This is a genomic window from Cellulomonas chengniuliangii (assembly GCF_024508335.1).
Classification (GTDB): domain Bacteria; phylum Actinomycetota; class Actinomycetes; order Actinomycetales; family Cellulomonadaceae; genus Cellulomonas_A; species Cellulomonas_A chengniuliangii.
In genome coordinates this window covers 3253219-3278915 of record NZ_CP101988.1, presented here as the reverse complement: position 1 = coordinate 3278915, position 25697 = coordinate 3253219, and the positions used below count along the sequence as shown (strand labels likewise).

Genomic DNA, 25697 nt, shown 5'->3' with positions numbered 1-25697 from the left:
GCCCGCTCTGCCCGCCGGACGGCTTCGCCAACGACAGGGGGGCGACACCGTGTGCACCGGAATCAGGTTCTCGGACGGCAGCAACAACCTCTATCTCGCGCGGAACCTCGACTGGACGACCGGCTACGGGGAGCGGGTGGTCGTGACGCCCACCGGCTACTCCCCGAAGTCCCCGTTCGGCGCGGTGCCGAGCATCCGGCACGCGACGATCGGCATGGGCATCGTCGTCGATGACACCCCGCTGTACTTCGACTGCGGGAACGACGCGGGGCTCGCCGTGGCAGGGCTGAACTTCCCGGGCTACGCGTCCTACGCGCCCGAGCCGGTCGACGGCGCGACCAACGTCGCCGCGTTCGAGTTCCCGCTGTGGGTGGCCTCGCAGTTCTCGAGCGTCGACGAGGTGGAGGAGGCGCTGGAGAGCGTCACGATCGTGGACAAGCCGATCAACGACCAGCTCCCGAGCTCCCTGCTCCACTGGATCATCGGCGACGCGACGCGCGCCATCGTGGTGGAGCACACGCCCGACGGCATGCACGTCTTCCACGACGACGTCGACGTGCTGACCAACCAGCCCGGATTCACCTGGCACCACGAGAACCTGCGCAACTACCTCAACACCTCGCCCGACTTCCAGGGCGCCAGGTTCGGCACGGCCGACCTCGCGCCGTTCGGCTCGGGCTCGCACATGCGGGGGATCCCCGGCGACTACTACTCCCCGTCCCGGTTCGTCCGCGCCGCCTACGTCCACGGGCACTACCCGGCCAAGTCGAGCGAGGCGGAGAACGTCAGCCGCGCCTTCCACACCCTGCAGCAGGTCGCGATGGTGGACGGCTCCGCCGCGATGGACACGGGCGAGTTCGAGAAGACCATCTACACGGGGCTCTTCTCCTCCCGGACAATGACCTACTACTGGAACTCCTACGACGACCCGGCCATCCGCAGCGTCGCGCTTGACAAGCACTCGCCCGACGGGACCGAGCTCGTCGTCGCCTAGCCGGGCGGCGTCCCTGGGCGCAGCTCTCGCGCCGTCGATGCGCGGGCGGTGGGCCGGGGGAGCGACCCGGGGCGCCGATCGGAGTGCGCTGCTGCCCCCCGTTGGTGCAACGGGGGGCAGCCGATCCGCGCCCTCGTGCCATGGAGCAGGCCCTCCTCGGTGGCGCGCTGACCCTCGCCCGCCCATACGCCGCAGAGCGGCGGTCGGCACACGTCCTAGCTCGAACGTCCCGCTGGCTACACTCGCACCCCGACCGACCCAGCCACCGAGGAGCCCTTCGATGCGTGTCGTGCTCGCGGAGGACCAGTTCCTATTGCGGGACGGGATCGTCCGGTTGCTGAGCAGCCACGGCATCGAGGTCGTCGCGGCCGTTTCGTGCGGCGACGAGATCCTCGACGCGATCGACCTGCACCGCCCCGACCTGGCACTGCTCGACATCCGCCTCCCGCCGACGTTCACCGACGAGGGCGTGCGAGCCGCGGTCGCGGCCCGCACCCGGACCCCGGGGCTGCCGGTGATGCTCTTGTCGCAGCACATCGAGCACCTGTACTTGCCACGGCTGCTCGCCACCGGAGACTCGGGAATCGGCTACCTGCTCAAGGACCGCGTGCTGGACGACCTGCAGTTCATCGCCGCGCTGCGGACCGTCCGGGACGGCGGCACCGTCATGGACCCGGAGGTGGTGGCCGAGCTCCTGCGCCGGGACAAGCGGCGGGCAGCGCTCGCGCGACTCACCGCACGGGAGCTCGAGGTGCTGGCCCGCATGGCCGAGGGGGACGCGAACCCGGTGATCGCGCAGAAGCTGGTGGTCACGGAGAAGGCCGTGGCCAAGCACATCAACAGCGTCCTCGCCAAGCTCGACCTGCCCCCCGCGACGACGGCGTCCCGCCGGGTCGCCGCCGTCCTCGCGTACCTGCGCGGCTGACCTGCGACGCAGCCGCGTCATCGGCGCCCGGCGAGGACGTGCTCGGGCCCCGCTGTGCCGCCGGACGCGAGCCCTTCGCCGGTCGGCGTGGAACGCCACCACAGGAGCCGCTTGCTCAGCAGCAGCATCGCCGGCAGGGAGATCACACGGATGATCGTGGCGTCCAGCGCGATGCCGACCGCCAGCCCGACCCCGATCTGCTTCAGCTCGATGAACGACAACGCTCCGAAGATCGAGAACACGGCGATCATCACGACAGCGGCGCTGGTCACGACCCCGGCCGTGCGGATGACGCCGTCGTGGATCGCCTGCTCCGCGGACAAGCCCCGGAGGGCGTTCTCCCGGATCCGGCTGACGACGAACACGTGGTAGTCGAGCGAGAGCCCGCACAGGACCACGAACAGCAGCATCGGCACCCAGGACACGACGTGCCCCGTCGACGTGAAGCCGAGGAAACCCTCAGCCCACGAGCCCTGGAAGACGAGCGTCAGCAGGCCGAACGAGGCGGCGAGCGAGAGCACGTTGAGGACCACGGTGATGATCGCGAGCGCCACTGACCGGTAGGCCCAGAGCATCATGGCGAACACCAGCAGGAGCACCGCGGCCATGACCACCGGCAGCGTGCGGGCGAGGTTGGCCGTGTAGTCGAGGTCGGATGCCACCTCGCCGCCGACAGCCGCCTCGGCGCCCGCGATCGAGCCCACCGTCTCGGGCACGATCACCTCGCGCAGCTCCTCGACGGAGTCGCGCGCCTCGTCGGAGGCGAGCGCGTGCGGGACGTGGACCTGGACCACGGCCGTGCGGCCGTCAGCGGAGAACCACGGCTCGTCCGCCGCCCCGAAGAGGTCGGGCTGGGCCTCCGTCCGCGCGACGAGCGCCTCGACCTCCTCGGCGAGCACGGCCTGCCCGCCCGCGGGCGCCCGGACGACGACGACGTCCGACGCCGAGGAGTCGGGGAACGCCTCGAGGAGCCGGTCGTAGGCCTGCATGCTGTCGAGAGCGCGCGGCAGGTCCTGGAGCTGGGTGTTCTTCAGGGAGAGGCCCATCAGCGGGTACGCCATGGCGCCGAGCACCGCGAGGGACGCGACGAGCGCGACGACGGGGTGGGCGAGCACCGGGCGCACCAGGGCCGGCACGACACGGGGCTGGCCTCCGTTGCTCAGCCGCCACAGGACCGGCACGCGCGGCCGGTCGACCCACCGGCCGAAGGTCGCGAGGAGCGCCGGCAGGACCGTCACGGACGAGACGAGCGCGATCGCGATCACGATGATCGAGCCGGTCGCCATCGCGGTGAACACCGCGTCGCCCGCGAAGTACAGCCCGGCCATCGACAGGATCACGGCGACGCCGGACACGACCACGGAATGGCCCGCGGTGGCGGCGGCGACCCGGATCGCGTCGACCTCTCCCAGCCCGGCGTGCCGCTCCTCGCGGAAGCGGCGCAGGTAGAACAGCGAGTAGTCGACCCCGACGGCCATGCCGACCAGCACCAGCAGGTGCACCACCATGCCGGGGTCGGGCACGACCTGGGACACCAGGCTCCACAGGCCGAGGCCCGCGCCCACCGACGAGATCGCCAGCACCACCGGGATGCCAGCCATCACGATCGCCCCGAAGACGACAAGCAGGATGCCGAGCGTCACCGGGAGGCTGAGCGACGTCGCCTTCGCCAGGTCGGCTTCGAGCCACTCCTGGAACTCCGCGCCGATCGAGCCGGGGCCGACCTGCTCGACCCGCAGGCCCGGGTGCGCTGCCTGCACGTCGGCGACGACCTCTTGCAGAGAGGCGACGCGCTCGCTCGCAGTATCGGCATCGCCGGCGAGGACGACCTGGAGGAGGAGCGCGGAGCCGTCGTCGGAGGGGACCGGCCCGCGGACGTCGTCGACCTCGTCCAGAGCCCGCAGCGCGTCGGCGGCCTCGGCGGACGCCGTCTCCGCCTCGGCCATCTCGGCGTCCTGGGTGCTCACGAGCACGTTCTCGATGGCGGGCTCGAGGTGGCCGGCGTCGGCGGCGATGCGCGCCGCCTCGCCGGACTCCCCGACGCCGAGCTCAAGCGGGGTCGCCTCACGAGGCGACTGCACGGCCCCGAGCGCGAGGGCCACCGCGATCGCGGCGAGCCACAACAGGATGGCCTTGGCGCGGTGCGTCGCGCTCCATATCGCGATGCGTTGCGTCGGGGCGGTGAGCCCGCGCCGTCTCCCGGAGCTGGAGGTCGCTGTCGTGATCGCAGGGCTTGTTGGCTGCGCCATGAGCGTGATCCGTTCGGTCGAGGTCCTGTGAGCGTGGCCGCTCCTCGGTCTCGATCCTTCGCGGTGCGCTGGACGAAGTCAGTGGTGCGCGCACCACCGTTCGCCCGGGCGGCCCCCCCGGGACATGCTCGGGCTAACCCACCGGCACGATCTCGAACACCGGGTGCTCGTGCGCCTCGGCGGCGAACTCGGCGACCGGCGCCTTCCTGTCGGCCCGGAAGTACCGGCGGGGCGGGCCGGTGATCGCGAGGTACTGCTTGAGGACGGGCGCGGCCTCCCGGGGGCCGAGCTCGCGCACCGTGCACTCCTCGGTGCGGCCGCCGCGCTGCAACGAGACACGGCCCGCCGCGCGGGCGTTGTGCACCCACGACACCTGGCCGTACGGGGAGACGAGCCACCGGCGGCCGTCGTGCTCCACCGGGGTGACCGGGTGGGTGATCGGCCGCCCGCTGCGCCGCCCGATGGTGGTCAGCATGTAGGAGCGGGGGAAGAGGCCCCGGCGGACGAGGGACCCCACCATCGAGTCGAGGGCCCGGCGCACACGCCCGGTGCGGAACGTGGGCAGGGGCTGCGCGCCGTCGGTACCGTCAGGGCGTTGCGGCATCGCGATCTCCTCGGCGTCACGAGCTCAGAGCGACACCGTATCCAGTCGGCCCCGCCGCCGCGCGGGGGAGTCCGACCGCACAGGGTGGAGGTGATCGTGCAGGCCTACGACGTGAAGAAGGCGCTCCCCGAGCTGTACGCGCCGAAGCCCGGCGACTTCCAGCTGGTCGACGTCCCCGAGATGGCCTTCCTCAAGATCGACGGGCACGGCGACCCGAATACCGCCGAGTCCTACCGGGAGGCGATCGAGGCGCTGTACACCGCGTCGTACGCGGTGCGCGCTGTCGCCAAGGAGCGGCTTGAGACGGCGCACACCGTCGGCCCGCTGGAGGGCCTGTGGTCAGCCGACGACCCCGCCGCATTCCGCGCCCGCGACAAGGGGGCATGGGACTGGACGTTGATGATCCACCAGCCCGAGTGGATCACCGCGGAGATGGTGGACGAGGCGTTGACGGCAGCCCAGAAGAAGAAGAGAGGGCTGCCAGCGCTCGCGCTGGTGCGGTTCGAGCGGTACGACGAGGGGCGCAGCGTGCAGATCCTGCACGTCGGCTCCTACGACGACGAGGCGCCGACCCTCGAGCGGCTGCACCGCGAGCACATGCCCGCGCACGGGCTCGACTTCAACGGCCGCCACCACGAGATCTACCTGTCCGACGCGCGCAAGACCGAGCCCGCGAGGCTCCGGACGGTGCTGCGCCAGCCGGTGAGGCCGCGCGGCTGACCCGCCGCGCGGCCCCCGGAGCGACTATCGCCCGCCGCGCATGGCCCTCAGGATCACGTCGTGCACGTTGGTCGAGTGCTGCGCCCGGGCCAGCAGCTCGGCCGACGGGCCGTGCGCGGTGAGGGGGGTCGCGGCGCCCGAGTGCGAGCCCGTCGTCCAGTCGATGATGAACTCGAGGTCGGAGCCCGCGATGGGGAACGGCCCGTCCTCGCTGCTCTGCAGCACGTCGGGGCTGGTGCTGCCGGTGTCGGTGGACTCGTCGTCCGGGTCGACGTTCTCGATGGCCAGCCCGCCGGTCTCGTGGTCGCCGACCACCACCACCAGGGTGTCGCGGTTCCTCGCGGCGAAGTCGGCGATGAGCGCGACCGTGTCGTCGAGGGCCTGGCCGGCCTTGAGCGTCAGCCCGCCGTTGTTGTTGTGCGCCATCTCGTCGACGCCCTCCTCCTCGACGAGCAGGAAGAACCCCTGCCGGTCGCGGGACAGCACGTCGAGCGCCTTCTGCGTCATGTCGCGCAGCGGGACCACGGGGTCGTACTCGTCGCCCTCGCCCTCGGGCGCCTGCTGGAACATCTCCTCGTTGGCGAAGAGTCCCAGCAGCCGCTTCGCCGTGGTCGCGGCGAGCTCCTCGGGGGTGCTCACGTACGTGTACCCGGTCTCCTGGGCGCGCGTGATGAGGTTCCCGATGGTGCTCTTGCTGACTTCCGCCGGGCTGTCGTCGGGGTTGTCCGGGTAGGCGCCCACCTCGCCGACGGGCAGCCACCAGTCCTCGCCGCCGCCGAGGATGACGTCGGGCCGGGTGTCGTCGATGTACTGCCGGGCGATCTCGCTCTGGTCGCCGCGATCGGGCACGTGCGCGCCGAACGAGCCCGGCGTGGCGTCGGTGACCTGCGCGGTCGTGACGAGCCCGGTCGCCTTGCCGAGCGCCTTCGCGTCCTCGAGCAGGGTCGTGACAGGGTTGCCGTCCAGGTCGACCCCGATCGCGCCGTTGTACGTCCGCACGCCGGTCGAGAACGCGGTGGCCGACGCGGCCGAGTCCGTGACGGCGTCGTCCGGGTCCGCCGAGTCGGTGTGCGTCCAGCCCGCGTAGCGGAGCTGGTCCATCGCGAGCTGCCCGTCCTGGCCCACGGTGGCGAGGCGTATCGCGTCCCGCGCCGCGATGCTCAGGCCGTCGCCGACCACGAGGATCACGTTCTTCGCGGTCTGGTTGCCGTGCCCTCGGTCGCCTCGGTCGCCTCGGTCGTGGCCGCCTCCGCGGTCCGCCTGCGCGCCGCCCGCCAGTGCCCCGAGCACGAGCGCCACGGTTCCCGCGGCGCCCAGCACGGTGTGTCGTGAGTCGAAGAGTCGCATCGTCGCTGCCCCCTAGGTTGAACGTCGTTGTCCACCTGACCTCTGCCGGGGCCGCGCACAGCCCCGCGCTCCCGACCGTACGCCGGTTGCCGAGGCGCGCATCCGGAGCCCGGGGCCGTGCAGCAGGAGCCACCGCGCCGCGCGCCGGGCGACGCAGTGGGGCGCGGACGAGGCCAGCCGTGGTCCGCGCCCCTCATCCCTGATCAGACGAACTGCGTGCTTTCCGCCGGGACGAGCGCCTCGCCCGCCAGGGCCGCGCGCCGCCGGGCGGTGTCCACCCGGCCATGCACCAGGTGGTACAGCAGCGCGGACAGGACCACGATCCCTGCGAGCGCCATGTACATCTGGTCGTAGCCGAACGTGTTGAGCAGCAGGCCCAGGCCGATCGGGCCGAGGCCCACCCCGAGGTCCAGCATGAAGAAGTGCGTCGAGATCGCCACACCGATGCGCCGCATCGGGACGAGCCCCGCGGCGACGGACTGGAGGGCCGACATGAGCGTGCCCCAGCCCAGACCGATGAACGCGCCCGCGAGCACGACCAGGAGGTTCGACGTGGCGCTGCCGAGCAGGAGCATGCCCACGGCGAAGGCGGCCATCGCGGTGTAGATGACGATGTTGTCGCCGCGTCGGTCCTGGATCTTCCCGGCGACCAGCCGCGCCAGGAACAGCACCACGGAGTAGGCGACGAAGAAGAGGCTCGCGCCGGTCTGCAGGTCCCGTTCGGCCGCGAACGAGTCGAGGAAGGTCAGCACGCCCGAGTAGCAGATCCCCAGCACGAGCATCGTCGTGGCGACGGGGACGACCGCGGGGTGCAGCATGTCGCGCGGGTGGAACTTGCGCAGCCGGGCGCGGTGCTCCGGGTCGAGCGGCTTGTCCGGCGCGCGGAGCAGCAGCGCGGTGGCCATCCCGAGCGCGGAGGCGATGGCGCCCGCGACGAACAGCGCGGTGTAGCCGGACGTGTGCACGAGCATCACGGCCAGCGCCGGCCCGATCGCGGTGGCCAGCGTGGTGCTGAGCGTGAAGTACCCGGTGCCCTCGGCTCGGCGCGACGCCGGGATGAGGGACTGGGCGATCGCCATGGCGGCGGTGCTCGCGACGCCGAACGACAGCCCGTGGACCGCGCGGACCACCAGGAGCAGTGCGAGCGAGTCCGTCATCGAGTCGACGGGCAGGTAGCTCACCGACGCGAGGACGAACCCGACGAGGGCTATGAGTAGGACGCGGCGGCGGCCGAGCAGGTCGGAGAGGTTGCCCGCGAACAGCCGCGCCACGACGGAGCCGAGCACGAACATGCTCGACGCCAGCCCGCCGACAGTGTCAGAGGCCCCGAAGCTCTCGACGGCGTACAGGGCCATCGTCGTCATGAGCAGGTAGAAGACGAAGGCGAGGAAGAAATTCGCCAACGAGGCGAGCACGAGGTCTCGTGTCCAGAGCGGTTCCTTGCTGGGCGCGCGCGTCACTGTTCTCAAGCTTCCGTGTGGGGGATCGCGGGGTCTCGCACCTCGCTGCTCGGCGCCATCTGACGCACACGAGCGATTCATCATGACACCCTTCTGGCGCGTTCCCCGGCGTGATGTCTGCCACCGGGCGCTGGCTTGCCAATGCTCGGCAATACCGCTCGTCGCCGCCCCTCGCCCGTCGCCCCCTCGCCCGGATCGCCACGACCCGATGACTTGGCGGCCCGGAGGAGGTCTGATCGTGGAGAGGCCGTGACGCGCGGCCGCACGAGCCCTGGAGGTTCCGATGGCGACGATCGTCTCCACCTTGTTCAGCTCGCTCGACGGCGTGGTCGAGATCGACCCCGCGTGGCACTTCCCGTACTTCGACGAGAACATGGGCGCCGCGGTGGACGAGGACTACGAGGACGCCGACGCCCTGCTGCTGGGGCGCGTGACGTACGACAGCTTCGCGGGCGCGTGGCCGGACCGCGAGGCCGCGGGCGGCGAGGACGCGACGTTCGCGGCCCAGCTGGGCGACACCCGCAAGGTCGTGGCGACCCGCGGGGACCAGGACCTCGGGTGGCGGAACGTCGAAGCCCTCCAGGGCGACCTGGTCGAGGCCGTGACGGCGCTGTCGGCCGAGCCGGGCATCGAGAAGATCGTGGTCCCCGGGTCCATCTCCGTGGTGCGCCAGCTGCTCGCCGCCGGCCTGCTCGACGAGCTGCGCCTGCTCGTGCACCCCGTCGCCGCCCGGCGCGGCGAGCGCCTCTTCGACGAGGGCGACGAGGTGTACCCGCTGCGGCTGCTGCGGTCGGACGTGTTCCCGACCGGCGTGGTGCGGCTCGTCTACACGCCCGGCGAGATCCCGGGCGCGCAGACGTACGACGACGTCACCGACAAGGTGCCGGGCGCCGAGGGCGCCTGACCGGGCGCCACGGCCGACCGGGCCGCGCGCGGAGCGGACGCACAGCCGCCCGGCGCCGGGGGGCGTGCCTCCCGGCGCCGGGCGGGTCTGTGGGGGATCAGCTCAACGGAGCCGGGTCAGCGGGCGACGGGCTTGCCGTGCCCCGGGCCGTGACCGTTCCCCTTGCCCTTCCCGGGCCCCTGGTCGTGGCCCTTCCCTGGGCCGTGGTCGTGGCCCTTGCCCGGGCCGTGGTCGTGGCCATGCCCCTTGCCGGGGCCCTTGCCCGGCCCGGGACCGTGCCCCGGGCCCTTGGCGGGCGTCACGGTGAGCTGCTCCTGCGCCCGGAGGTCGCCCGAGGCGGCCGTCAGGGTGTACGGGCCGGCCGTGGTGCGCGCCGGCACGGTGAGCGACGCGACCGCGGAGCCGTCCGCACCCACCCTCACCTGGCCGAGCCGCTCGGCCTTGGGCGCGTGCTTGCCGCCCTTGGCGGACTGCAGCGTGACGGTGACCGTGCTGCCGGGCGTGAACCCGGTGAGGCGTGCGGTCACCTTCTCGCCCGCCCGCACCACCCGGCGGTCGAGCGTGACCGCGGGCTTCGGCTCCTCCGGCTCGACCACCGGCGCCAGCAGCTGGGCCACGCCCCACCGCGAGGTGTCCTGGTAGGAGCGGCCGGTCGGGTCGGACCACGTCACCACACCGGTGCGGACGCCCGCCGCGGCGTCGTTCACCTGGAAGTCGACGCCCACGAACCCGCCGGGCTCGACCGGCTCCTCGAGCAGGAGCGCGGCCTCGACCAGGTAGCCGGTGTCCGTGGTGGCGGTCGCGCTGGTGAGGTTGTCGCCGATCACGTCCAGGTCGCCGCTCACCGAGACGGCGTTGGCGTAGCTGATCCGGTACTGGCCGTCGGCAGGCTGGAAGGCGCCGGCCTTGGCGTTGGCCGGGTCGAGGAACACCTCGACCGAGTCCTGCTCCCAGGCGTTGCTGCTGCCGGCGTCGAGCTCGTCGTCAGTGACCCGGAACAGCGCGTAGAGCGTCTGGTCGCGCCACAGCAGGGACACGTCGGCGGTGGCGCCCAGCTCGCCCTCGACCACGGTGCCCGTGCGGACGGTCGCGGCGGACGCCCACACGTCGTCCACCACCCCGTCGATCACGGGCGCGACCGCGGCGTGCGGCGCCTCGATCAGGCCGACCGGTTCCACGAGAGTCACGACGCCGCGTCGCAGGCCGTCCTCCTGGCCGTGCGACAGGTCGTTCCAGGAGAGCCGGCCGCCGGTGGCGCCATCGGTGACGCGCAGGTCGAACCTGACCGTCGAGCCCGCGGCGAGGTCGGTCGCGGGCAGTCGGACCACGGCGGTGTACCCCGTGGCCGTGCTGCTGACCACGGCGTCGGCTCCCGCGCCGCTGACCGCTCCATCGCGGGAGACGGCCACTGCGGTGTCGCCGACGAACAGGCGCACGACGTCGTCCGCCCCGTCGTCCGTGGCGTCGGCCACCTCGACGAGAGCGGTCAGGTGGTCCTCGGCCCAGCGGAGCTGGAACCCGGTGGAGCCCGCGCCGTCCGAGCCGATCTCGATGAGCGGGAGCAGGTCCCACTCGCGCGCGTCGATCGCGTCGCCGTCGATGGCCACGTCACCGGCGTGCACGTTCGCCTGCCGGGTCAGGGCCGGCAGCTCGCCGCGGTCGACGATGCCCCAGTACGCCGGCTTGGCCTGCAGCTGGTCGTCGAACAGCAGGGGCGCGCCGGTCCGCCAGCTGCGGCTGTCGTACGGGCCCCACACCGTCACCGCGAACAGGTCCGGGTAGTCCCGCAGCATGTCGAAGACGTCGGCGTAGTAGTAGCCCTGCTGCACGAGCCGCTCCTGCGTGACCGTGCCGTCGATCTGCACGTCGAGCTCGGTGACGGCCTGCACCAGGCCCAGCTCGGCGAAGGCGTCGATGCTGGCGCGGAGCTGGGCGACGGGCTGGACCAGGCTCACGTGGAACTGGTGGCCCAGGCCGGCGATCGGCGCCCCGCGGTCGAGCAGCCGCTGCGCCACGGCGATCATCGCCGCGCGCTTGGCGGGCAGCTCGGTGTTGTAGTCGTTGAGGAACAGGGTGACGGGCGGGTTCTCGGTGACGCCGCGGTTGAACGCGTCGCTGGCGTACTCGAACGCCAGGTCGAGGTACTGCTCGCCGAGCACCTCGAACCAGCGGCTGCGGCGCAGCCCGTCGCCCTCGGACTCGGCGATGGCCTCGTTGACCACGTCGAACGCGACGATCGGGTTCCCGGGGGTCCCGTACTCGCCGTACTTCTCCCGGTAGTGGCCCGCGACGGTGTCGATGTGGGTCTTCATGCGCTCCCGCAGCACCGTCTGGTGAGCGGCGGAGCTGGTGAGCGGCTGGCCGGCCTCGTCGAGGAAGAACCAGTCGGGGGTCTGGCTGTGCCACACCAGGGTGTGGCCGTAGACGCGCTGGCCGTTGGCGAGCGCGGCGTCCACCAGGCGGTCGGCCTCGGCGAAGGTGAACTCGCCCTCGGTCGGCTGGATGGACTCGGGCTTCATCGCGTTCTCGGCGGTGATCTGGTCGAAGTGCTTGTCGACGAGGATCGCGCTCTGGCCGACGGTCTCGCGCTCGTCGATCGCGACGCCGATGGGCCACGGCAGCTCGTCCTGGAGGGACGGGATGTCCGTCTGCACGGGCGGCGCCGCGTCGCGGGTGATCACGACGTCGTCCACCAGGAACGAGGACGTCCCGGAGGCGGACTCGACGTACAGCAGCGCGGAGTCGGCGGCCGCCATGGTGTAGTCCGCCGAGATCTGCGTCCATGCGCCGGCGGTGACTCCCGTGGCGGAGCCGACGGTGTCGTAGCTGGACGTGCCCTCGACGTCGCGCTGCACGCTGACGCGCAGCTCGGCCGGGTCGGGCGAGGCGCCTTCGGCGAGGGTCACCCAGGCGGAGACGTGGTAGGTCACGCCGGTGTCGAACAGCTCGGAGACGTCCGTGCCGAGCCCGTGCCACGTGTCGCCCCGCGAGTCGACGAGGGCGGCCTGCGTGCCGCTGTGGGCTGCCTGGTCGGTGAGCGACACGGCGGGAGACGTTCCGTCGCCGCGTGCCGTCCACGGCGCCAGGCCGTCCTCGAAGTCGCTCGAGAGGATCGTGGTCCCGGTTCCGCCGCCGCCCTCGGGTCCGCGCTCCGCGGGGAGGGTGAACGTCCAGCCCGCGGCGATCTGCTCCGCGAGGACGGTCCGGACCGCCTCGACGGTGCCGGTGCGGTCACCGCCGCCGTCGTGCGCCAGCACCACCGCGCCGGGCTGCATCGCGGCCCGGAGGTTGGCGGTGAGGGTGGGGACGTCCTGCGTCTCCCAGTCGGCGATCGTGTTGCCCAGGCCGAGCGGCTGCATGCCGAGCCGCGCGGCGACCTCGGCAGTCTGGCCCCAACTGCCGTTGGGCGCCCGGAAGTACGGCACCGGCGCGTCCGGGTCGCCGAGCGCCTCGCGGATGATGGCGAGGTTCTCGGTGAGGTCGGCCTCGACCTGCTCGGGGGTCCACGCGCCCATGTCGGCGTAGCTGGTGGTGTGGTTGCACAGCGTGTGGCCCTCGTCCACGATGCGCCGCAGCAGCTCCGCGCCGCGCGTGCCCTGGATGTTCTGGCCGATCACGCAGAACACGGCGGGGACGCCGTGCTCCGCCAAGAGGTCGAGGACCGCGTCGGTCTCCCCGGGGTTGGGCCCGTCGTCGAAAGTGAGGGCTGCCACCGCCCCGGTTCCCCGTGCGGTCGTGACCTGGGTCGTCGTCGGATTCACGGCGCCTCCCGGGACAGCTTCGGTGTCGCCCTCCGCCGCCATCGCCGGCACAGGGCCGAGCCCGAGGATAGCGGCGAGGAGTACAGGTCCCAGTACGCGTGTTCTTGTTCTGCCGAGTCGATGCACGGTTCGCCCCTTTGCGAGTGCTTTGAGTCGTGTGGGGCACACCCTAGGGACCGGCAGAAGGTTTCGACAACGTTTTCGACGAGGAGCCCCAGGTGGGAGCGGCGCCACGGTGAGACCGCGGCGCCGCTCCGTCACCGCGTCGGCTACGCGGCCCCCGAGAGCGCCTGCGCCGGCGGTGTGCGCAACGCCCGCCGGGTGGGCAGCTCGATCGCGGCGAAGGCGATCACCACGACCAGCACCGCCACCCCGGGCGCGAGCCACCACGGGCCCGCGGGCAGCGGACGGTCGAGGAACCCGATGCCCAGCATCGCCAGGGGGACCACGGACAGCAGGCCGCCGGTCACCAGCGCCACGCCGCTCGCGAGCGCGGCCTCCCGGCGCATCATCGCCCGCACCTGCCGAGGCGTCGCGCCCGCGAGCTGCAGGGTCGCGATCTCGGTGCGGCGCTCGAGGGTGCTGGCCACGAGCTTGTTCGTGACGCCGAGCAGCAGGTAGCCCAGCAGCACGCCCAGGACCACGATGTTGATCCACAGCTCCGGCGGCACGCTGCCGAGCCCGGAGGCCGGGCCTGCGGCCTCCCTATCCGTCGCGGCCCCACCCGCGGGCTCCGCGCCGTTCGTGACGGCGCTGGTGTCGTCGAGCAGCAGGCCGGGGCGCCCTGCGGCGAACTCCGCCAGCGCCTCGGACGCCTGCGCGGAGCCGTCGGTGCGCACCAGGACGCTCTGCGCCAGGCCGAAGGCGTGCCCGGCGGCCAGATCGGCGGCCAGCACGAGGGGCCCGAAGGCGAGGTCGCGTCCGTGCACCGCGACCACCTGGGCCTGGACCGGCGTCCCGTCCCCGAGGACCAGGTCCAGGGTGCTCCCGACCGGGTGCGATCGCGCTGTCCCCGCGTCGACCGCCACGGTGCTGCCGGTGAGGTCGGCGAGGTCCCCGTCGCGGACGTCGAGGTCGAGCACGCCCGCGGCGTCGGGGGTGAGGACCGCCGCCGACGTGCTCTCGAGGGTGGTCTCGCCGACGAAGGTCGTCCTGGTCAGCACGGTGGTGGCGCCGAACGGGGCGGCGGCCTCGACACCCGGGAGGTCGCGGACCTCGGCGACCACGTCCTCGGGCAGGCCGCCCAGGGCCGGTGCGCTGAGCGTCGCCTGCGCGGTGGTCGCTGCGCGCAGGTCGCCCTCCGCGGCGGCGAGGGTGGTGGTCTGGGTGAACGCGTAGGTCAGGGTGAAGACGACCACGAGGGCCAGGGTGCTCACCGCGGCGCCCACCCGGAGCGCGTACCCGTGGCTGTTCGCGACCGCGAGCCAGGTGTGCGCGGCGGTCCGCGCGGGCAGCCGACGGGCGATCCAGCGGCTGATCCCGCCCACCAGGAGCGGCCCGAGCAGCGCCAGGCCGATGGCCGCGACCATGCCGGCCATCGCGGCCCCGGCGGCCCCGAACACCGTGCGGGACAGCACCGGCCCCACCGAGAGCACGAGGGAGCTGACGATCAGCGCGACGCCGGTCAGCGCCCGTGCCCGCGAGGGAACGCGGGGCTCGGTGCGCGACTCGGCGACCGCCTCCGTGGCGGGCAGGCGGGAGGCGCGGCGGGACGCGGATCGCGCGGCGACCTGCACCACGAGGGTGAGCAGCAGGACGGCGGCAAGACCAGGCAGAGGGCTGACGACCAGCGGAAGCCCGGCGGGGATGATCCCGATCGAGGCCATGAGCCCGCGGAACGCCTCCGCTGCCACGTACCCGAGCGCGACGCCCGGGACCATGGCGGCCCACGAGACGACTGTCGCCTGCCACGCGGCGAGGGACCGCACCTGGCGCGGGGTGGCGCCCACGGCGCGGAGCAGCGCGAGGTCGCGGCGCTGCGCGCTGATTGAGACCGCGAGCGCCCCGGCGACGATGAAGCCGATGACCAGCAGCGTGACGCCGCTGAGCGAGCCCGCGATCAGGGGCAGCGTGCTGCGACCGGCGGCGGCCTGCGGGCTCTCGACGTCGCCGCGCGCGGCGCCCGTCGAGACGACCAGGCCGGCGTCGCGCACCAGGTCGCGGGCGGCGTCGGCGACCTGCTCGGTGGCGCCGGGCTCGACGCGCAGCGCGACGAGGTCGACGGCGGGCTGGGAGCCTGCCGCCGTGGTCCCTCGGGCCAACGCCAGGGCGGTCGTGTCATCGAAGTACACCCCGCCGTCGCTGTCGGGGATGACGGTGGCGACCGTGTGCGTGCGGGTGGCGCCGGCGGCGACGACCTGGACCTGGTCGCCGGGCCGTGCGCCCGCGCTGGCGGCCAGGCCCGCGCCGAGCGCGACCTCTCCGACCGCGGGGGCCGCGTCAGCCTGGGCGGGCGCGCCGTCGAGCAGCGCGGTCGAGGACCACCCGTGCCCGGCGGTCGCGGGGTCGCCCACCTCGCCGAGCCGCCCGTCGGGCCCGATCACCGCGGCGGGGAAGCTGACGTCACCGACCGCCTCGACCACGCCGGGCAGCGCGGCCAGCTCGGCCACCACGTCCGCGGGGACCGGAGCGCGCTCGGGCAGGGCCACCGCGAGGTCGCCCTCCTGGTCGACCGACTGCCTCGCGGTGACGACCACCTCGGCGACGGCCAGGCGGTCGACGGCGACGTGGGAGCGCACGCCCGACTCGGCCAGCACCCCGATGGCGGTGATGAAGGCCGTGCCGCCGACCACCGCGAACGCGACGGCCAGCAGCGCCGCGACCCGGCGCCGGGCCATGTGGACCGCTAGGTGCAGCATCTCAGCCCACCTCCACGGTGGTCAGCGTGTGCGCGAGCTGGGCGGCGGTGGGGGAGTCGAGGGTGTCGACGACACGCCCGTCAGCCATCACCACCACCCGGTCGGCGCGGGCGGCGGCGGCGGGGTCGTGCGTGACCATGACGACGGTCTGCCCGAGGTTGTCCACCAGGTCGCGCAGCAGGTCGAGCACCTCGCGCCCGGTGCGCAGGTCGAGGGCGCCGGTCGGCTCGTCGCCGAAGACGACCTCCGGCCGGGCGGCGAGGGCCCGCGCTATGGCCGCGCGCTGCTGCTGGCCGCCCGACAGCTCGCCGGGCCGGTGGGCGAGCCGGTCGGTGAGGCCGACGCGCTCGATCAAGGTCTGCAGCCACGCCATGTCGGGCTTGGCGCCCGCGAGGCGCAGGGGCAGCGTGATGTTGTCCATCACGGTCAGGGACGGCACCAGGTTGTAGGACTGGAAGACGAACCCGACGTGCGTGCGCCGCAGCTCGGTGCGCGCGGTCTCGTCCAGCGGCGCCATGTCGATGCCGCCGATCGCGGCGCGCCCCGAGGTCGGCGTGTCCAGGCCCGCCGCGCAGTGCATCAGGGTGCTCTTGCCGGAGCCGGAGGGGCCCATCACGGCGACGAACGTGCCGCGCTCGACGGTCAGGGTCACGTCGTCGAGGGCGCGCACCCCGCCGGCGTAGACCTTGCTGACGTTCGACAGCGCCACCGCGGGCGCCGCTGCCGCGGCGAGGGAGCCGGCGGTGGACCCGGCGCGCGAGCCGGGAGCCGGGGGGCGGCCCGCCGCGACCCCGCTCATGACCGCCCCTGGCGGACGTGCGAGACGACCAGCGCGGTGACGCACGCCAGGCTGAGGGCGCCCAGGGCCAGGCTGATGCCCATCGGCACGGCCATGGCCGACGTCACCGAGTTGGCGACGGCGGTCAGCACCAGCAGGGCCCACAGCACGGCGCGCTGCCCATCGCGGTGGGCACGCTCGGCCCCTGCGGGCTGGTCGGCTGCCGCGGGGCGGCGCAGGATCGGGTCGGAGGGCGCATCGGAGGCGCCAGGCAGGCGGTAGGGGTCGGACATGGCACGCTCCCAGCTCGGGGGGTCTTCCGGACACCCTCAACGCTACGAATCGGGGTACCCCCGCGACGATCCCGCCAGCGCCCGACCTGGGGTGTAGCAGGCTGTACTTCTTCGCCGCGTCGTCGCCATCTCGCCGCGAAGGCCTGCGGCCCTGTGCGCCCGTCGCCTAGGGTCACTCGACGTGGACACGCACACGGCAGACGCCGACCTGGTGGTCACGCGTCCGCCCGCGCAACGCCGGGCCGGGATCGCGGGGCGCACCATCGACGCGATCGAGCAGCTCGTGGGCGGCTTCGGCACCTCGGTGCTGGCGCTGGTCGCGCTGCTGTGGGTGGCGGTGAGCGCGGCCGCCTGCGTCGTGGGCGTCGGGTTCTGGATGCTGCCCGCCGCGCTGCGGGCCGTCCGCGTCGTCGCCGACCGGGAGCGCTCGCGACTGTCCCAGATCGGCCCGGTGGTCCTGGGGCCCGCGCCGCTGCCGGACGGGCTGCGCGACGCCTTCCGGGACTCGTCGGTCCGCCGCGAGCTGGCCTGGCTGCCGTGCGCGGCCTCGCTGGGCCTGGCGCTCGGCGCGATCGCGCTGACGTTGCCGCTCAACGCGGCCCGGGACGCCACGTTCGCGCTCTGGTGGATGGCGGTGCCCGAGGAGCTGCGCCAGCCGTCGTTCAGCGGGTGGGTGGTGGAGACCTGGCCCGGCGCCATCGCCGTGACCCTGGCGGGCTTCGCCTGGGTGGCGGTCGCCGTGGGGCTCGAGCCGCCCATGGCGCGCCTGCAGGCCTGGCCTGGCCGCCGCCTGCTGGGCCCGCGCCCCGGCACGGACCTGGCCCTGCGGGTCGCCGAGCTCACCGCGACGCGCGCCGGCGCGCTGGACGCCCACGCGGCCGAGCTGCGACGCATCGAGCGCTCCCTGCATGACGGCACCCAGAACCGGATCGTCGCCGTGTCCGTGCTCCTCGGCGCCGCGCAGCGCGCGCTCCTGCGCGACCCCGCCGCCGCCGGCCCGCTGCTCGAGCGCGCGCAGGACGCCGCCGAGCAGGCGCTCGCCGAGCTGCGCGCCGTGGCCCGGAGCATCCTGCCCGCGGTGCTCGAGGACCGGACGCTGGGCGACGCGCTGTCCGGGCTCGCGGCGACCAGCCCGGTGCCGTGCAGGCTCGACATCGCCGACATCGGACGATGCGCGGCGTCGGTCGAGGCCACCGCGTACTTCGTGGTCGCGGAGGCACTGACGAACGTGGTGCGGCACAGCGGCGCCCAGAGCTCCGTGGTGACCGTGCGCCGAGACAACGACCGGTTGGAGGTCACCGTGCAGGACGACGGGATGGGCGGCGCCGCAGAGCGCGCCGCCGGGGAGCGCGACCGGACGGGCGGCGGGAGCGGCCTCGCCGGCATCCGGCGGCGTGTGCAGGCGCACGACGGGATCTTCACGTTGACCAGCCCGGTCGGCGGGCCCACGACCCTGGAGGTGACGCTGCCGTGCGGATTGTGATCGCCGAGGACGACGCCCTGCTGCGTGAGGGCCTGGCGCTGCTGCTGCGCGCCGAAGGGCTCGACGTGGTGGCGACCGCGGGCGACCCCGCCGAGCTGCTGGCCGCCGTCGCGGAGCACGTGCCCGACATCGCGATCGTGGACGTGCGGATGCCGCCCACGCACACCAACGAGGGGATCGTCGCGGCGGTCGAGGCGCGCCGGTTGCAGCCTGGACTCGCGGTGCTCGTGCTCTCGGCCTACGTCGAGGAGGCGTTCGCCACCGAGCTGCTCGCGAACGGCAGCGCAGGCCTGGGCTACCTGCTCAAGGAGCGGGTCGGGCGCGTCGAGGAGTTCCTCGACGCGCTGCACCGCGTGGCCTCCGGCGGCACCGCGATCGACCCCGAGGTCGTCGCCCAGCTCTTCGCGCGGACCCGCTCGGACGGCAGGCTGGACAGGCTCAGCCCGCGCGAGCGGGAGGTGCTCGCCGCGATGGCGGAGGGCCTGGGCAACTCCGCCATCGCGGCGCGCCTGTTCGTGACCGAGGGCGCCGTGCACAAGCACATCCGCAGCATCTTCGCGAAACTCGACCTGGCGCCCACCGACATGGCGGACCGCCGGGTCACCGCGGTGCTGCACTACCTGGAGGACGCCCGCCTGCGGGCCTGAGCCCGCAGGTCAGGTCCGCAGCGTCAGGAGGCCCCTGGCCCGGCGATGTTCACCATCCAGCCCACCCCGAACCGGTCCGTGCACATCCCGAAGGCGTCGCCCCACGGCGCGACTGCGAGCGGCTCGGTGACGGCGCCGCCCTCGACCAGCTGGGCCCAGTAGCCGCGCAGCGCGTCGTCGTCCTCCGGGCCGCCGCTGAGCGAGATCGTGGCGCCCGGGCCGGCGCCCGGGTCGGATCCTTGCATCGCGGCCGGGATGTCCGAGGCCATCAGCACCAGGCCGATGTCGGTGGTGAGCATCGAGTGCATGATCTTGTCGGCGTCCGCCGGGTTCTCGCTCATCTGGAATTCGGCGAACGTGCTGGTCTCCAGCTCGCCGCCGAACACGGACTGGTAGAACTCCATCGCCTCGCGGGCCGAGTCCTGGAAGTTGAGGTAGGGGTTCAGACGGACGGCCATGATCGCTCCTCGGGACGTGACGGACGGGTCACAGTGGCAGACCCGTCCGCAGGCCCGAACTCATCGGCTGTTCGCCGCCCGGTCAGCGGCTCGGTGTCAGGAGACGACGTCCTCGAGCACGTCGAACAGCTCGATGCCGCTCGGCGCCTGCATGCCGGTGGCGCCGGTGTCCGCGTGCGCGGCCTTGAACGAGTCCGAGCGCATCCAGGCGCGGAAGGACTCCTGGTCGTCGAACTCCATCGTCGAGACGTACGGGACGCCCGGCTGGGTGGGGCGCATCAGCAGGCTCCGGCGCAGCCCGGGCACCCCCGCGAGTGTCGCGCGCATGCTGGTCGCGAACGTCCTCTCGAAGTCGGCGGCCTCCTCGGGCTTCACATCGAGTCGGTTGTGGACGACGTACATCGGGCACCTCGCGCGCTCGGGAATGAGACTTGCCACAGTAGCGACTGAGGCTGAATGGCCGTCGCCGTCGGCTCGTCGACTGCTCGCTTGGCCGACGCCACGGGACTGTGCGACTGTGAGGCCAGCCCTCCCGGCAAACGGCCCCGGGCACTGCATCTCCGCGCCGCGCACGACAGGGACGTCATGCGGGGCGCCCTCGGGGCACGCGGCGGGGACGGGCCGCTGACGCGTCAGAGTCGACGTGTTGGACACGCGCATGCGAGGGGCGGCACATCGATGAGGACGACCCATCACACCCAGCGGATCCGCGCGGCGCAGGCGCCTGGACGGACGGCGCACGACCTCGCGATGGGGGCCCTGACGTGAGCGCGGTGCGGCGGGGCGTCCAGCTCGAGCCCATGCCGACGCTGCTCGAGCCCGTCAGCCGTGCCGGGCGCCCCGTCGTCCGGGAGCGGGGGACCTCGATGACCCAGTTGAACGCGTCGACGCTCGGATCCCTCCCCTCGGCCGTCGCCGTGCCGCGCTACGACCGGCGCGCCGTCGCGCCGTCCATCGTCCACATCGGCGTGGGCGGGTTCCATCGCGCCCACCAGGCGATGTACCTGGACCGCCTGATGAACCAGGGCGAGGCGCTCGACTGGGGGGTGTGCGGAGTGGGTGTCCTGCCGGGCGACCAGCGGATGAAGGACGCGCTGGACCGGCAGGACGGGCTGTACACGCTGGTGGTCAAGCACCCCGACGGGACCCTCGAGGCGAGGGTCATCGGCTCCCTCGTCGCGTACTTGCTCGCGCCCGACGACCCCGAGGCCGTGATCGTGCAGATGGCGGCGCCCGTCACGCGGATCGTCTCCCTGACCATCACCGAGGGCGGGTACAACGTCCACCCGGTGACGGGCGAGTTCCAGGCCGACGAGCCGGCCGTGCAGGCCGACCTGGCGCCCGGCGCGGCGCCGTCCACCGTGTTCGGTCTGGTCACCGAGGCGCTGGTCCGCCGCCGGGAGCGAGGGCTGCCGCCGTTCACCGTGATGTCCTGCGACAACATCCGGGGCAACGGCGACGTGGCGCGCGGCTCCTTCGTGGCGTACGCCCGGCTCCGCGACCCCGGTCTGGGCGACTGGGTGGAGCGGGAGGTGCGCTTCCCGAACTCCATGGTGGACCGCATCACGCCGGCGACCACCGACGCGGACCGCGAGCTGGTGGCGGAGGCCTTCGGCATCGAGGACGCGTGGCCGGTGGTGTGCGAGCCGTTCGAGCAGTGGGTCGTCGAGGACGACTTCGGACAGGGCCGCCCGCCGCTCGAGGACGCCGGGGCCCAGCTCGTGGCGGACGTCGAGCCGTACGAGCTGATGAAGCTGCGGCTGCTCAACGGCGGCCACCAGGCGCTGTGCTACCTGGGGCGCCTGGCCGGTTACGAGTACGCGCACGAGGTCGCCCAGGACCCGCTGTTCGCGCAGTTCCTCGCCCAGTACATGGACCTGGAGGCCACGCCGACGCTGGGCGCCGTGCCCGGTGTCGACGTGGACGACTACAAGCGCGCCCTGATCGAGCGGTTCGCGAACCAGGAGGTCCGCGACACCTTGGCCCGGCTGTGCGCGGAGACCTCCGACCGCATCCCCCAGTGGATCGTGCCGGTGGCCAGGAGCCGGCTCGCGGCCGGCGGCGACGTTGCCCTGTGCGCGCTGGTCCTCGCCTCGTGGGCCCGCTACGCGGAGGGCGTTGACGAGCAGGGCGAGCCCATCGAGGTGGTCGACCGCCTGCGGGACCGGCTGATGGCGGTGGCGGCGGGCCAGCACGCGGACCCCACGGCGTTCCTCGCGCAGCGCGACCTGTTCGGGGACCTGGTCGACGACGAGCGGTTCGTGGCCGCCTACACGGCGGCGCTCGCCTCGCTGCGGGAGCGGGGCGCCCGGGCGACCCTCGAGTCCTGGGTGGGCGTGCTGGGCGACGCCGGGTCGATCAGTGCTGCAGCGCCGGCTGCTGATGATCCAGCCGAGCCCTGAGCCGCTGCACGGGGCGTTCCACCAGCCACCAGCTCGCGGTCGCGGCCACCAGGGTCAGCGACACGATCAGCACCGGGCGCAGCAGCCCGCCGATCGGCTCGAGCCAGCGCATGATCGCCGCGTTCCACAGGTAGGCGGCGTACGAGATCGTGCCGAGCTGGAGCAGCGGGCTCAGCAGCCGGCTGGGCAGGACCTCCCAGTGGCTCGTGTAGTTGATGAGCACGGCGGTGGCGAGGGCGACGCCGGGCGCGATCAGCAGGTACATGACGGCGGAGTGCGCGAGGCCCGGGATGGCCGCCACCACGGCGATGGCCGTGAGCATCACGACCTGCAGCGCGCGCCGCCGCCCGGCGGTGGTGGGCAGCGCCCGGGCGAGCTCCTCGCGGCCCAGGTACGCCACCGAGCCGATCATGATGGTCAGCCACCACGAGGAGGGCAGGGCGTAGACCCGGGCCACGTCGGGCTCGGTCAGCTTGATGGTCAGCACGCACATCATCACCACCCCCACCGCGACCAGCCCCACGACGCGGCGGAGCCCCACGCGGCGGAAACCGAAGAGCAGCACCAGGGGCCACAGCACGTAGAACTGCTCCTCGGTGGCCAGCGTCCACAGGTGGTACAGGCTGCCGCTGCCGGACGGGATGCCGGGGATGTTGGTCGTGTAGGTGAGGGCCACCGCCACGCTCTGCGGGACCAGGTCCCGCTCCCCGAGGAGGTCGAACACGCCCTCGACCACGGCGTACGCGAGCAGGAAGAGCAGCAGCGCCGGGATGAGGCGCAGCGCGCGGTTGCGGTAGAAGACCGCCAGCCGCACGCCGCCGGTGCGGTAGATGTCGCGGACCAGCACCCCGGTGATCAGGTAGCCGCTGAGCGCGAAGAAGATGGTGACGCCGACCACCCCGGCGCCCCCGAAGAGTGGATGGGCGTGGTTCAACAGGACGAGGAGCACGGCCAGCCCGCGCAAGAGATCCAGACCAGGCAGCCGTCCGCGCATCCACGCCCCCTCCCGCCACGCCCGATATCGACCATATGTCACTTCTCGCGGAAGGCGTGCGCCCATCCGGGTCATAGGGTGGTGTGCCGTGCCCGAGGGTCATACCGTCCACCGCGTCGCGCGGCAGTTCCGTCGTGACTTCGTCGGTCACGCGCTGGCCGTCAGCTCCCCGCAGGGCAGGTTCGCCGCGGGCGCCGCGCTGATCGACGGCCGCGTGCTGACCGGCTCCCGGGCAGTCGGCAAGCAGCTCTTCCTCGAGTTCGACGGCGGGCTGGTGCTGCGCGTGCACCTGGGCCTCTACGGCGCCTGGGACTTCTTCGGGCGGATCTCGCCCATCACCGAGGGCATGGCCGCGCTGGGCAGCATGGGCGCCCCGCGGCTGCGCCGCGCCGTGCGGATGGGCGAGGACGAGCAGGAGCGCGGGGCCGCAGGCGCCGAGGAGCCGTTCCCGCCGGAGCCCGTGGGCCAGGTCCGGGTGCGGCTCGCCACCGGCGCGAGCGTCGCGGACCTGCGCGGCCCCACCGCCTGCGAGGTGCTCGACCCGGAGTCGGCGGCCGCGGCCGTGGCGCGCCTAGGCCTGGACCCGGCCACCGAGGAGGACCTGGAGGCCGCTGGCGCCGAGGTCGCACGGCGCCTCACCCGCCGGGCCGTGCCCATCGGGCAGCTGCTGATGGACCAGTCGGTGATGGCCGGCATCGGCAACATCTACCGGGCAGAGATGCTCTTCCGCGCCCGGCTGGACCCCTGGACGCCGGGCCGCCAGGTTCCGGTCGAGGCAGCGCGGGCGCTCTGGGACGATTGGGCCGTGCTGCTCGCCGACGGCATCCGCACAGGCGTCATGCTCACTCGGGAGGACCTCGACGAGGCGGGGCGGGCGCGGGCGCTGGCCGACCGGTCCGAGCGGCACTGGGTCTACGGGCGTGCGGGCCTGCCGTGCCGGGTGTGCGGCGCCCCCGTCGTGGTGGAGGACATGGCGGGGCGCAAGCTGTACCGCTGCCCGTCCTGCCAGCGCTGACGCCCGCTCAGTCGCGCGGCAGCAGCTCGGGTCCGGGCGCGAGCTCGCCGACCGGCGTCTCGCCCTCCACGACGTTGCCGCGCGTGGCCAGCGGGCACGCCCAGTCGGGGTCATACGCGCAGGACGGGTTGTAGGCGAAGTTCAGGTCGATCACCAGCGGCCCGCGGCCGTCGTCGCCGCTGGTGCCCAGGTCCGCGCCCTTGATCGTGTCGAGGACGTACCGCCCGCCGCCGTAGGTGCCGCCCGTGCGCCCGGCCAGCGCGTCCTTGACCGGCAGGAAGACCCCGCCGGCGTACGCCCGCAAGGCCCACACGGACAGCGTGCCCAGGCCGGGGAGCGTCGCGCGGCCGATCCGTTCGAACGGCACGACGCCGTCCGTGCCGGTGGCGACGTCCAGGCGCTGGGTCGGGGCGGCGCGCACCCGCGCCTCGAAGCGGAACGCCGGGTCGTACGGGGCCACGGGCAGACCGCGGAACGCCGCGCGCGCCTCAGGAAGCAGCGGCGAGGCGGGGTGGTCGCCGAACAACGCGTCGCGCCGCTCGACCCACAGGGCGTGGGCGGCGGCAGGGTCGTCGGCGGCGACGCGGCGGACGTCGGCGTACAGCTCGGCGGTGCGGCGGCGCCAGTCGTTGACCGCGAGCACGTCGGCGGCAGAGCCTCGGGCGTCCGGCATCAGGCCACCTTGCCACGCGGCCCCGGGTTCGGCGGGCGGGTTGCCGGGCGTGTCAGGAGGCGCGGGGACGAGGGCCGGGCCGCGTTCCCGGAGGGACCAGGAGGGATGCGGCTAATCGGGCTCAGCCCGCGTCGGGTCCGTCGACGTCGGGCGCCTGCTCGGGGCCTCGAGACCTCAGGAAGGCCTCGAGGAGGTCCTGCGACGGGATGAGCCCTTGCATGTCCGCGGACGCGTCGGCCCCCGTGCTGCCCTTGATCGCCAGCACCGCGTTGTGCAGGTGCTCCATCTTGACGTCGAGCGCGTCCGCGACGTCGGCGGCGTCCTTGAGCTCGGCGAGCAGCGAGGCGGGGATCTCCTTGCCGTACTTGTAGTAGATCTTGTGCTCGAGGCTCGCCCAGAAGTCCATCGCGATGGTGCGGATCTGGATCTCCACAGTGACGGGCTCGACCCGGTCAGACATGAACACTGGCACCTGGACGATGAGGTGCAGGCTCTTGTACCCGTTGGGCTTGGGCTGGGTGATGTAGTCGCGCTCGGCCAGCAGGGTGAGGTCCTGCTGCCCGACGAGCAGGTCGCGGATCCGGTGGATGTCCGACTGGAACGCGCACGTCACGCGGACGCCCGCGATGTCGAACATCTGCGCCTTGATGTCCTCGAGGGTCAGCGGGATGCCCTTGCGGTGCGCCTTCTGCAGGATGCTGTCCGGCGACTTGAGCCGCGAGCTGACGTGCTCGATCGGGTTGTAGCTGCGCGCGTACTTGAACTCGTCACGCAGGATGGTGAGCTTGGTCATCACCTCGTCGAGCCCGAAGCGGTACGCCAGCATGAACCGGGTGAAGTCGTCTCGAAGCTCGATGATCGACGACACGTGTCCCTGATTCTCCTGCACCCGGCGAGCGTAGTCCCGCAGCCTGGACGGCCGGTGGGACCCTCAGCGCAGGCCGCGTTGGAGAGCCCGCAGCTCCCGCAGGCCGACAGCCGCCGCCACCAGCCCGGGGGCCCACGCCCACGGCCGCCCGCGCAGCGCGGCCACCGCGCAGACCACCAGCACCAGCCCGCAGCCCGCGACCGTCGCCAGGCTGGCCCATCGGATCGATCTCACCCGGCGCACGCTACCCGTCGGACGTGACGG

22 protein-coding genes are annotated in these 25697 nt (G+C 73.2%); 8 read left to right on the top strand and 14 right to left on the bottom strand.

Translation table 11 applies throughout. From position 1 onward, the window contains the following. Positions 1-49 precede the first annotated feature (49 nt). The gene (gene bsh, locus NP064_RS15205) at positions 50-994 is read left to right on the top strand and encodes a choloylglycine hydrolase (RefSeq protein ID WP_227570019.1); all 945 of its coding nucleotides are present in this window, start codon (positions 50-52) and stop codon (positions 992-994) included. A gap of 280 nt (positions 995-1274) precedes the next feature. Further along, complete coding sequence (locus tag NP064_RS15200) at positions 1275-1919, top strand: response regulator transcription factor (protein WP_227570020.1); 645 nt, start codon at positions 1275-1277, stop codon at positions 1917-1919. A gap of 17 nt (positions 1920-1936) precedes the next feature. Here the strand turns inward: NP064_RS15200 and NP064_RS15195 are convergent, their stop codons facing one another. Both NP064_RS15195 and NP064_RS15190 read right to left on the bottom strand, forming a co-directional pair. After that, the gene (locus NP064_RS15195) at positions 1937-4168 is read right to left on the bottom strand and encodes an MMPL family transporter (protein WP_227570021.1); all 2232 of its coding nucleotides are present in this window, start codon (positions 4166-4168) and stop codon (positions 1937-1939) included. A gap of 133 nt (positions 4169-4301) precedes the next feature. Next, positions 4302-4772, bottom strand: a complete 471-nt coding sequence (locus NP064_RS15190; protein WP_227570022.1) for a nitroreductase family deazaflavin-dependent oxidoreductase — start codon at positions 4770-4772, stop codon at positions 4302-4304. A 96-nt stretch (positions 4773-4868) separates the two neighbouring features. Here NP064_RS15190 and NP064_RS15185 point away from each other — a divergent pair, with 96 nt between their 5' ends. Next, the gene (locus NP064_RS15185; RefSeq protein WP_227570023.1) at positions 4869-5492 is read left to right on the top strand and encodes a GyrI-like domain-containing protein; all 624 of its coding nucleotides are present in this window, start codon (positions 4869-4871) and stop codon (positions 5490-5492) included. 24 nt (positions 5493-5516) lie between these two features. On the opposite strand, the gene NP064_RS15180 is transcribed toward NP064_RS15185, so the two are convergent. Next, entirely contained in the window at positions 5517-6839 is a 1323-nt protein-coding gene (locus NP064_RS15180; RefSeq protein WP_227570024.1) for an alkaline phosphatase, read from the bottom strand. A 203-nt stretch (positions 6840-7042) separates the two neighbouring features. After that, positions 7043-8254 carry an MFS transporter gene (locus NP064_RS15175; RefSeq protein WP_227570025.1) on the bottom strand — a complete coding sequence of 404 codons (1212 nt, stop codon included), beginning with the start codon at positions 8252-8254 and terminating at the stop codon, positions 7043-7045. A 328-nt stretch (positions 8255-8582) separates the two neighbouring features. Between NP064_RS15175 and NP064_RS15170 the strand changes: the two genes are divergently transcribed. Further along, positions 8583-9203 carry a dihydrofolate reductase family protein gene (locus tag NP064_RS15170; protein WP_227570026.1) on the top strand — a complete coding sequence of 207 codons (621 nt, stop codon included), beginning with the start codon at positions 8583-8585 and terminating at the stop codon, positions 9201-9203. Between the two features lie 116 nt (positions 9204-9319). Here NP064_RS15170 and NP064_RS15165 read toward each other — a convergent pair whose 3' ends face one another. The 4 genes from NP064_RS15165 to NP064_RS15150 all read right to left on the bottom strand — a co-directional run bounded on the left by NP064_RS15165 (position 9320) and on the right by NP064_RS15150 (position 16893). After that, positions 9320-12916 (bottom strand): endo-1,4-beta-xylanase, encoded by a 3597-nt coding sequence (locus tag NP064_RS15165; protein ID WP_256813668.1) that lies wholly within the window; start codon positions 12914-12916, stop codon positions 9320-9322. Positions 12917-13233: 317 nt separating this feature from the next. Then, complete coding sequence (locus tag NP064_RS15160; protein ID WP_227570027.1) at positions 13234-15822, bottom strand: ABC transporter permease; 2589 nt, start codon at positions 15820-15822, stop codon at positions 13234-13236. A 1-nt stretch (position 15823) separates the two neighbouring features. Then, positions 15824-16621, bottom strand: a complete 798-nt coding sequence (locus NP064_RS15155) for an ABC transporter ATP-binding protein (protein ID WP_227570028.1) — start codon at positions 16619-16621, stop codon at positions 15824-15826. Then, on the bottom strand, positions 16618-16893 hold the full coding sequence (locus NP064_RS15150) for a hypothetical protein (RefSeq protein ID WP_227570029.1): 276 nt from the start codon (positions 16891-16893) through the stop codon (positions 16618-16620). The genes NP064_RS15155 and NP064_RS15150 overlap by 4 nt, the downstream gene beginning before the upstream one ends. A 181-nt stretch (positions 16894-17074) precedes the next feature. On the opposite strand from NP064_RS15150, the gene NP064_RS15145 reads away from it, so the two are divergent. Next, a complete protein-coding gene (locus NP064_RS15145; protein ID WP_227570030.1) occupies positions 17075-18376 on the top strand; it encodes a sensor histidine kinase in 1302 nt (433 codons plus the stop codon). Then, the gene (locus NP064_RS15140; RefSeq protein ID WP_227570031.1) at positions 18364-19023 is read left to right on the top strand and encodes a response regulator transcription factor; all 660 of its coding nucleotides are present in this window, start codon (positions 18364-18366) and stop codon (positions 19021-19023) included. The genes NP064_RS15145 and NP064_RS15140 overlap by 13 nt, the downstream gene beginning before the upstream one ends. Before the next feature lie 23 nt (positions 19024-19046). Here the strand turns inward: NP064_RS15140 and NP064_RS15135 are convergent, their stop codons facing one another. Together NP064_RS15135 and NP064_RS15130 are read right to left on the bottom strand one after the other, a co-directional pair. Continuing rightward, on the bottom strand, positions 19047-19481 hold the full coding sequence (locus NP064_RS15135) for a VOC family protein (protein ID WP_227570032.1): 435 nt from the start codon (positions 19479-19481) through the stop codon (positions 19047-19049). Between the two features lie 96 nt (positions 19482-19577). After that, positions 19578-19883 carry an antibiotic biosynthesis monooxygenase family protein gene (locus tag NP064_RS15130; RefSeq protein WP_227570033.1) on the bottom strand — a complete coding sequence of 102 codons (306 nt, stop codon included), beginning with the start codon at positions 19881-19883 and terminating at the stop codon, positions 19578-19580. A 464-nt stretch (positions 19884-20347) separates the two neighbouring features. On the opposite strand from NP064_RS15130, the gene NP064_RS15125 reads away from it, so the two are divergent. Then, positions 20348-21883: a mannitol dehydrogenase family protein gene (locus NP064_RS15125; RefSeq protein ID WP_227570148.1), complete on the top strand. Its 1536-nt coding sequence runs from the start codon at positions 20348-20350 to the stop codon at positions 21881-21883. Here NP064_RS15125 and NP064_RS15120 read toward each other — a convergent pair. Beyond that, positions 21840-22877 (bottom strand): acyltransferase family protein, encoded by a 1038-nt coding sequence (locus NP064_RS15120; protein ID WP_227570034.1) that lies wholly within the window; start codon positions 22875-22877, stop codon positions 21840-21842. The two genes, NP064_RS15125 and NP064_RS15120, sit on opposite strands and share 44 nt — an antisense overlap. An 88-nt stretch (positions 22878-22965) precedes the next feature. On the opposite strand from NP064_RS15120, the gene NP064_RS15115 reads away from it, so the two are divergent. Then, positions 22966-23892 carry an Fpg/Nei family DNA glycosylase gene (locus NP064_RS15115; protein WP_227570035.1) on the top strand — a complete coding sequence of 309 codons (927 nt, stop codon included), beginning with the start codon at positions 22966-22968 and terminating at the stop codon, positions 23890-23892. Between the two features lie 7 nt (positions 23893-23899). On the opposite strand, the gene NP064_RS15110 is transcribed toward NP064_RS15115, so the two are convergent. The 3 genes from NP064_RS15110 to NP064_RS15100 form a co-directional block, all read right to left on the bottom strand. Then, the gene (locus NP064_RS15110) at positions 23900-24565 is read right to left on the bottom strand and encodes a DUF1684 domain-containing protein (RefSeq protein WP_227570036.1); all 666 of its coding nucleotides are present in this window, start codon (positions 24563-24565) and stop codon (positions 23900-23902) included. A 121-nt stretch (positions 24566-24686) separates the two neighbouring features. Next, the gene (locus NP064_RS15105) at positions 24687-25391 is read right to left on the bottom strand and encodes a GTP pyrophosphokinase (RefSeq protein WP_227570149.1); all 705 of its coding nucleotides are present in this window, start codon (positions 25389-25391) and stop codon (positions 24687-24689) included. A gap of 105 nt (positions 25392-25496) precedes the next feature. Next, positions 25497-25667 carry a hypothetical protein gene (locus tag NP064_RS15100; protein WP_227570037.1) on the bottom strand — a complete coding sequence of 57 codons (171 nt, stop codon included), beginning with the start codon at positions 25665-25667 and terminating at the stop codon, positions 25497-25499. Between the last annotated feature and the right edge of the window lie 30 nt (positions 25668-25697).

What these genes read in the sequence shown, in the direction of transcription:
- NP064_RS15200 (WP_227570020.1), top strand. Translation starts at nt 1,275, where the DNA reads ATGCGTGTCGTGCTCGCGGAGGACCAGTTCCTATTGCGGGACGGGATC.
- NP064_RS15195 (WP_227570021.1), bottom strand. Translation starts at nt 4,168, where the DNA reads ATGGCGCAGCCAACAAGCCCTGCGATCACGACAGCGACCTCCAGCTCC.
- NP064_RS15190 (WP_227570022.1), bottom strand. Translation starts at nt 4,772, where the DNA reads ATGCCGCAACGCCCTGACGGTACCGACGGCGCGCAGCCCCTGCCCACG.
- NP064_RS15180 (WP_227570024.1), bottom strand. Translation starts at nt 6,839, where the DNA reads ATGCGACTCTTCGACTCACGACACACCGTGCTGGGCGCCGCGGGAACC.
- NP064_RS15170 (WP_227570026.1), top strand. Translation starts at nt 8,583, where the DNA reads ATGGCGACGATCGTCTCCACCTTGTTCAGCTCGCTCGACGGCGTGGTC.
- NP064_RS15160 (WP_227570027.1), bottom strand. Translation starts at nt 15,822, where the DNA reads ATGCTGCACCTAGCGGTCCACATGGCCCGGCGCCGGGTCGCGGCGCTG.
- NP064_RS15155 (WP_227570028.1), bottom strand. Translation starts at nt 16,621, where the DNA reads ATGAGCGGGGTCGCGGCGGGCCGCCCCCCGGCTCCCGGCTCGCGCGCC.
- NP064_RS15150 (WP_227570029.1), bottom strand. Translation starts at nt 16,893, where the DNA reads ATGTCCGACCCCTACCGCCTGCCTGGCGCCTCCGATGCGCCCTCCGAC.
- NP064_RS15135 (WP_227570032.1), bottom strand. Translation starts at nt 19,481, where the DNA reads ATGGCCGTCCGTCTGAACCCCTACCTCAACTTCCAGGACTCGGCCCGC.
- NP064_RS15130 (WP_227570033.1), bottom strand. Translation starts at nt 19,883, where the DNA reads ATGTACGTCGTCCACAACCGACTCGATGTGAAGCCCGAGGAGGCCGCC.
- NP064_RS15125 (WP_227570148.1), top strand. Translation starts at nt 20,348, where the DNA reads ATGACCCAGTTGAACGCGTCGACGCTCGGATCCCTCCCCTCGGCCGTC.
- NP064_RS15120 (WP_227570034.1), bottom strand. Translation starts at nt 22,877, where the DNA reads ATGCGCGGACGGCTGCCTGGTCTGGATCTCTTGCGCGGGCTGGCCGTG.
- NP064_RS15110 (WP_227570036.1), bottom strand. Translation starts at nt 24,565, where the DNA reads ATGCCGGACGCCCGAGGCTCTGCCGCCGACGTGCTCGCGGTCAACGAC.
- NP064_RS15105 (WP_227570149.1), bottom strand. Translation starts at nt 25,391, where the DNA reads ATGCTGGCGTACCGCTTCGGGCTCGACGAGGTGATGACCAAGCTCACC.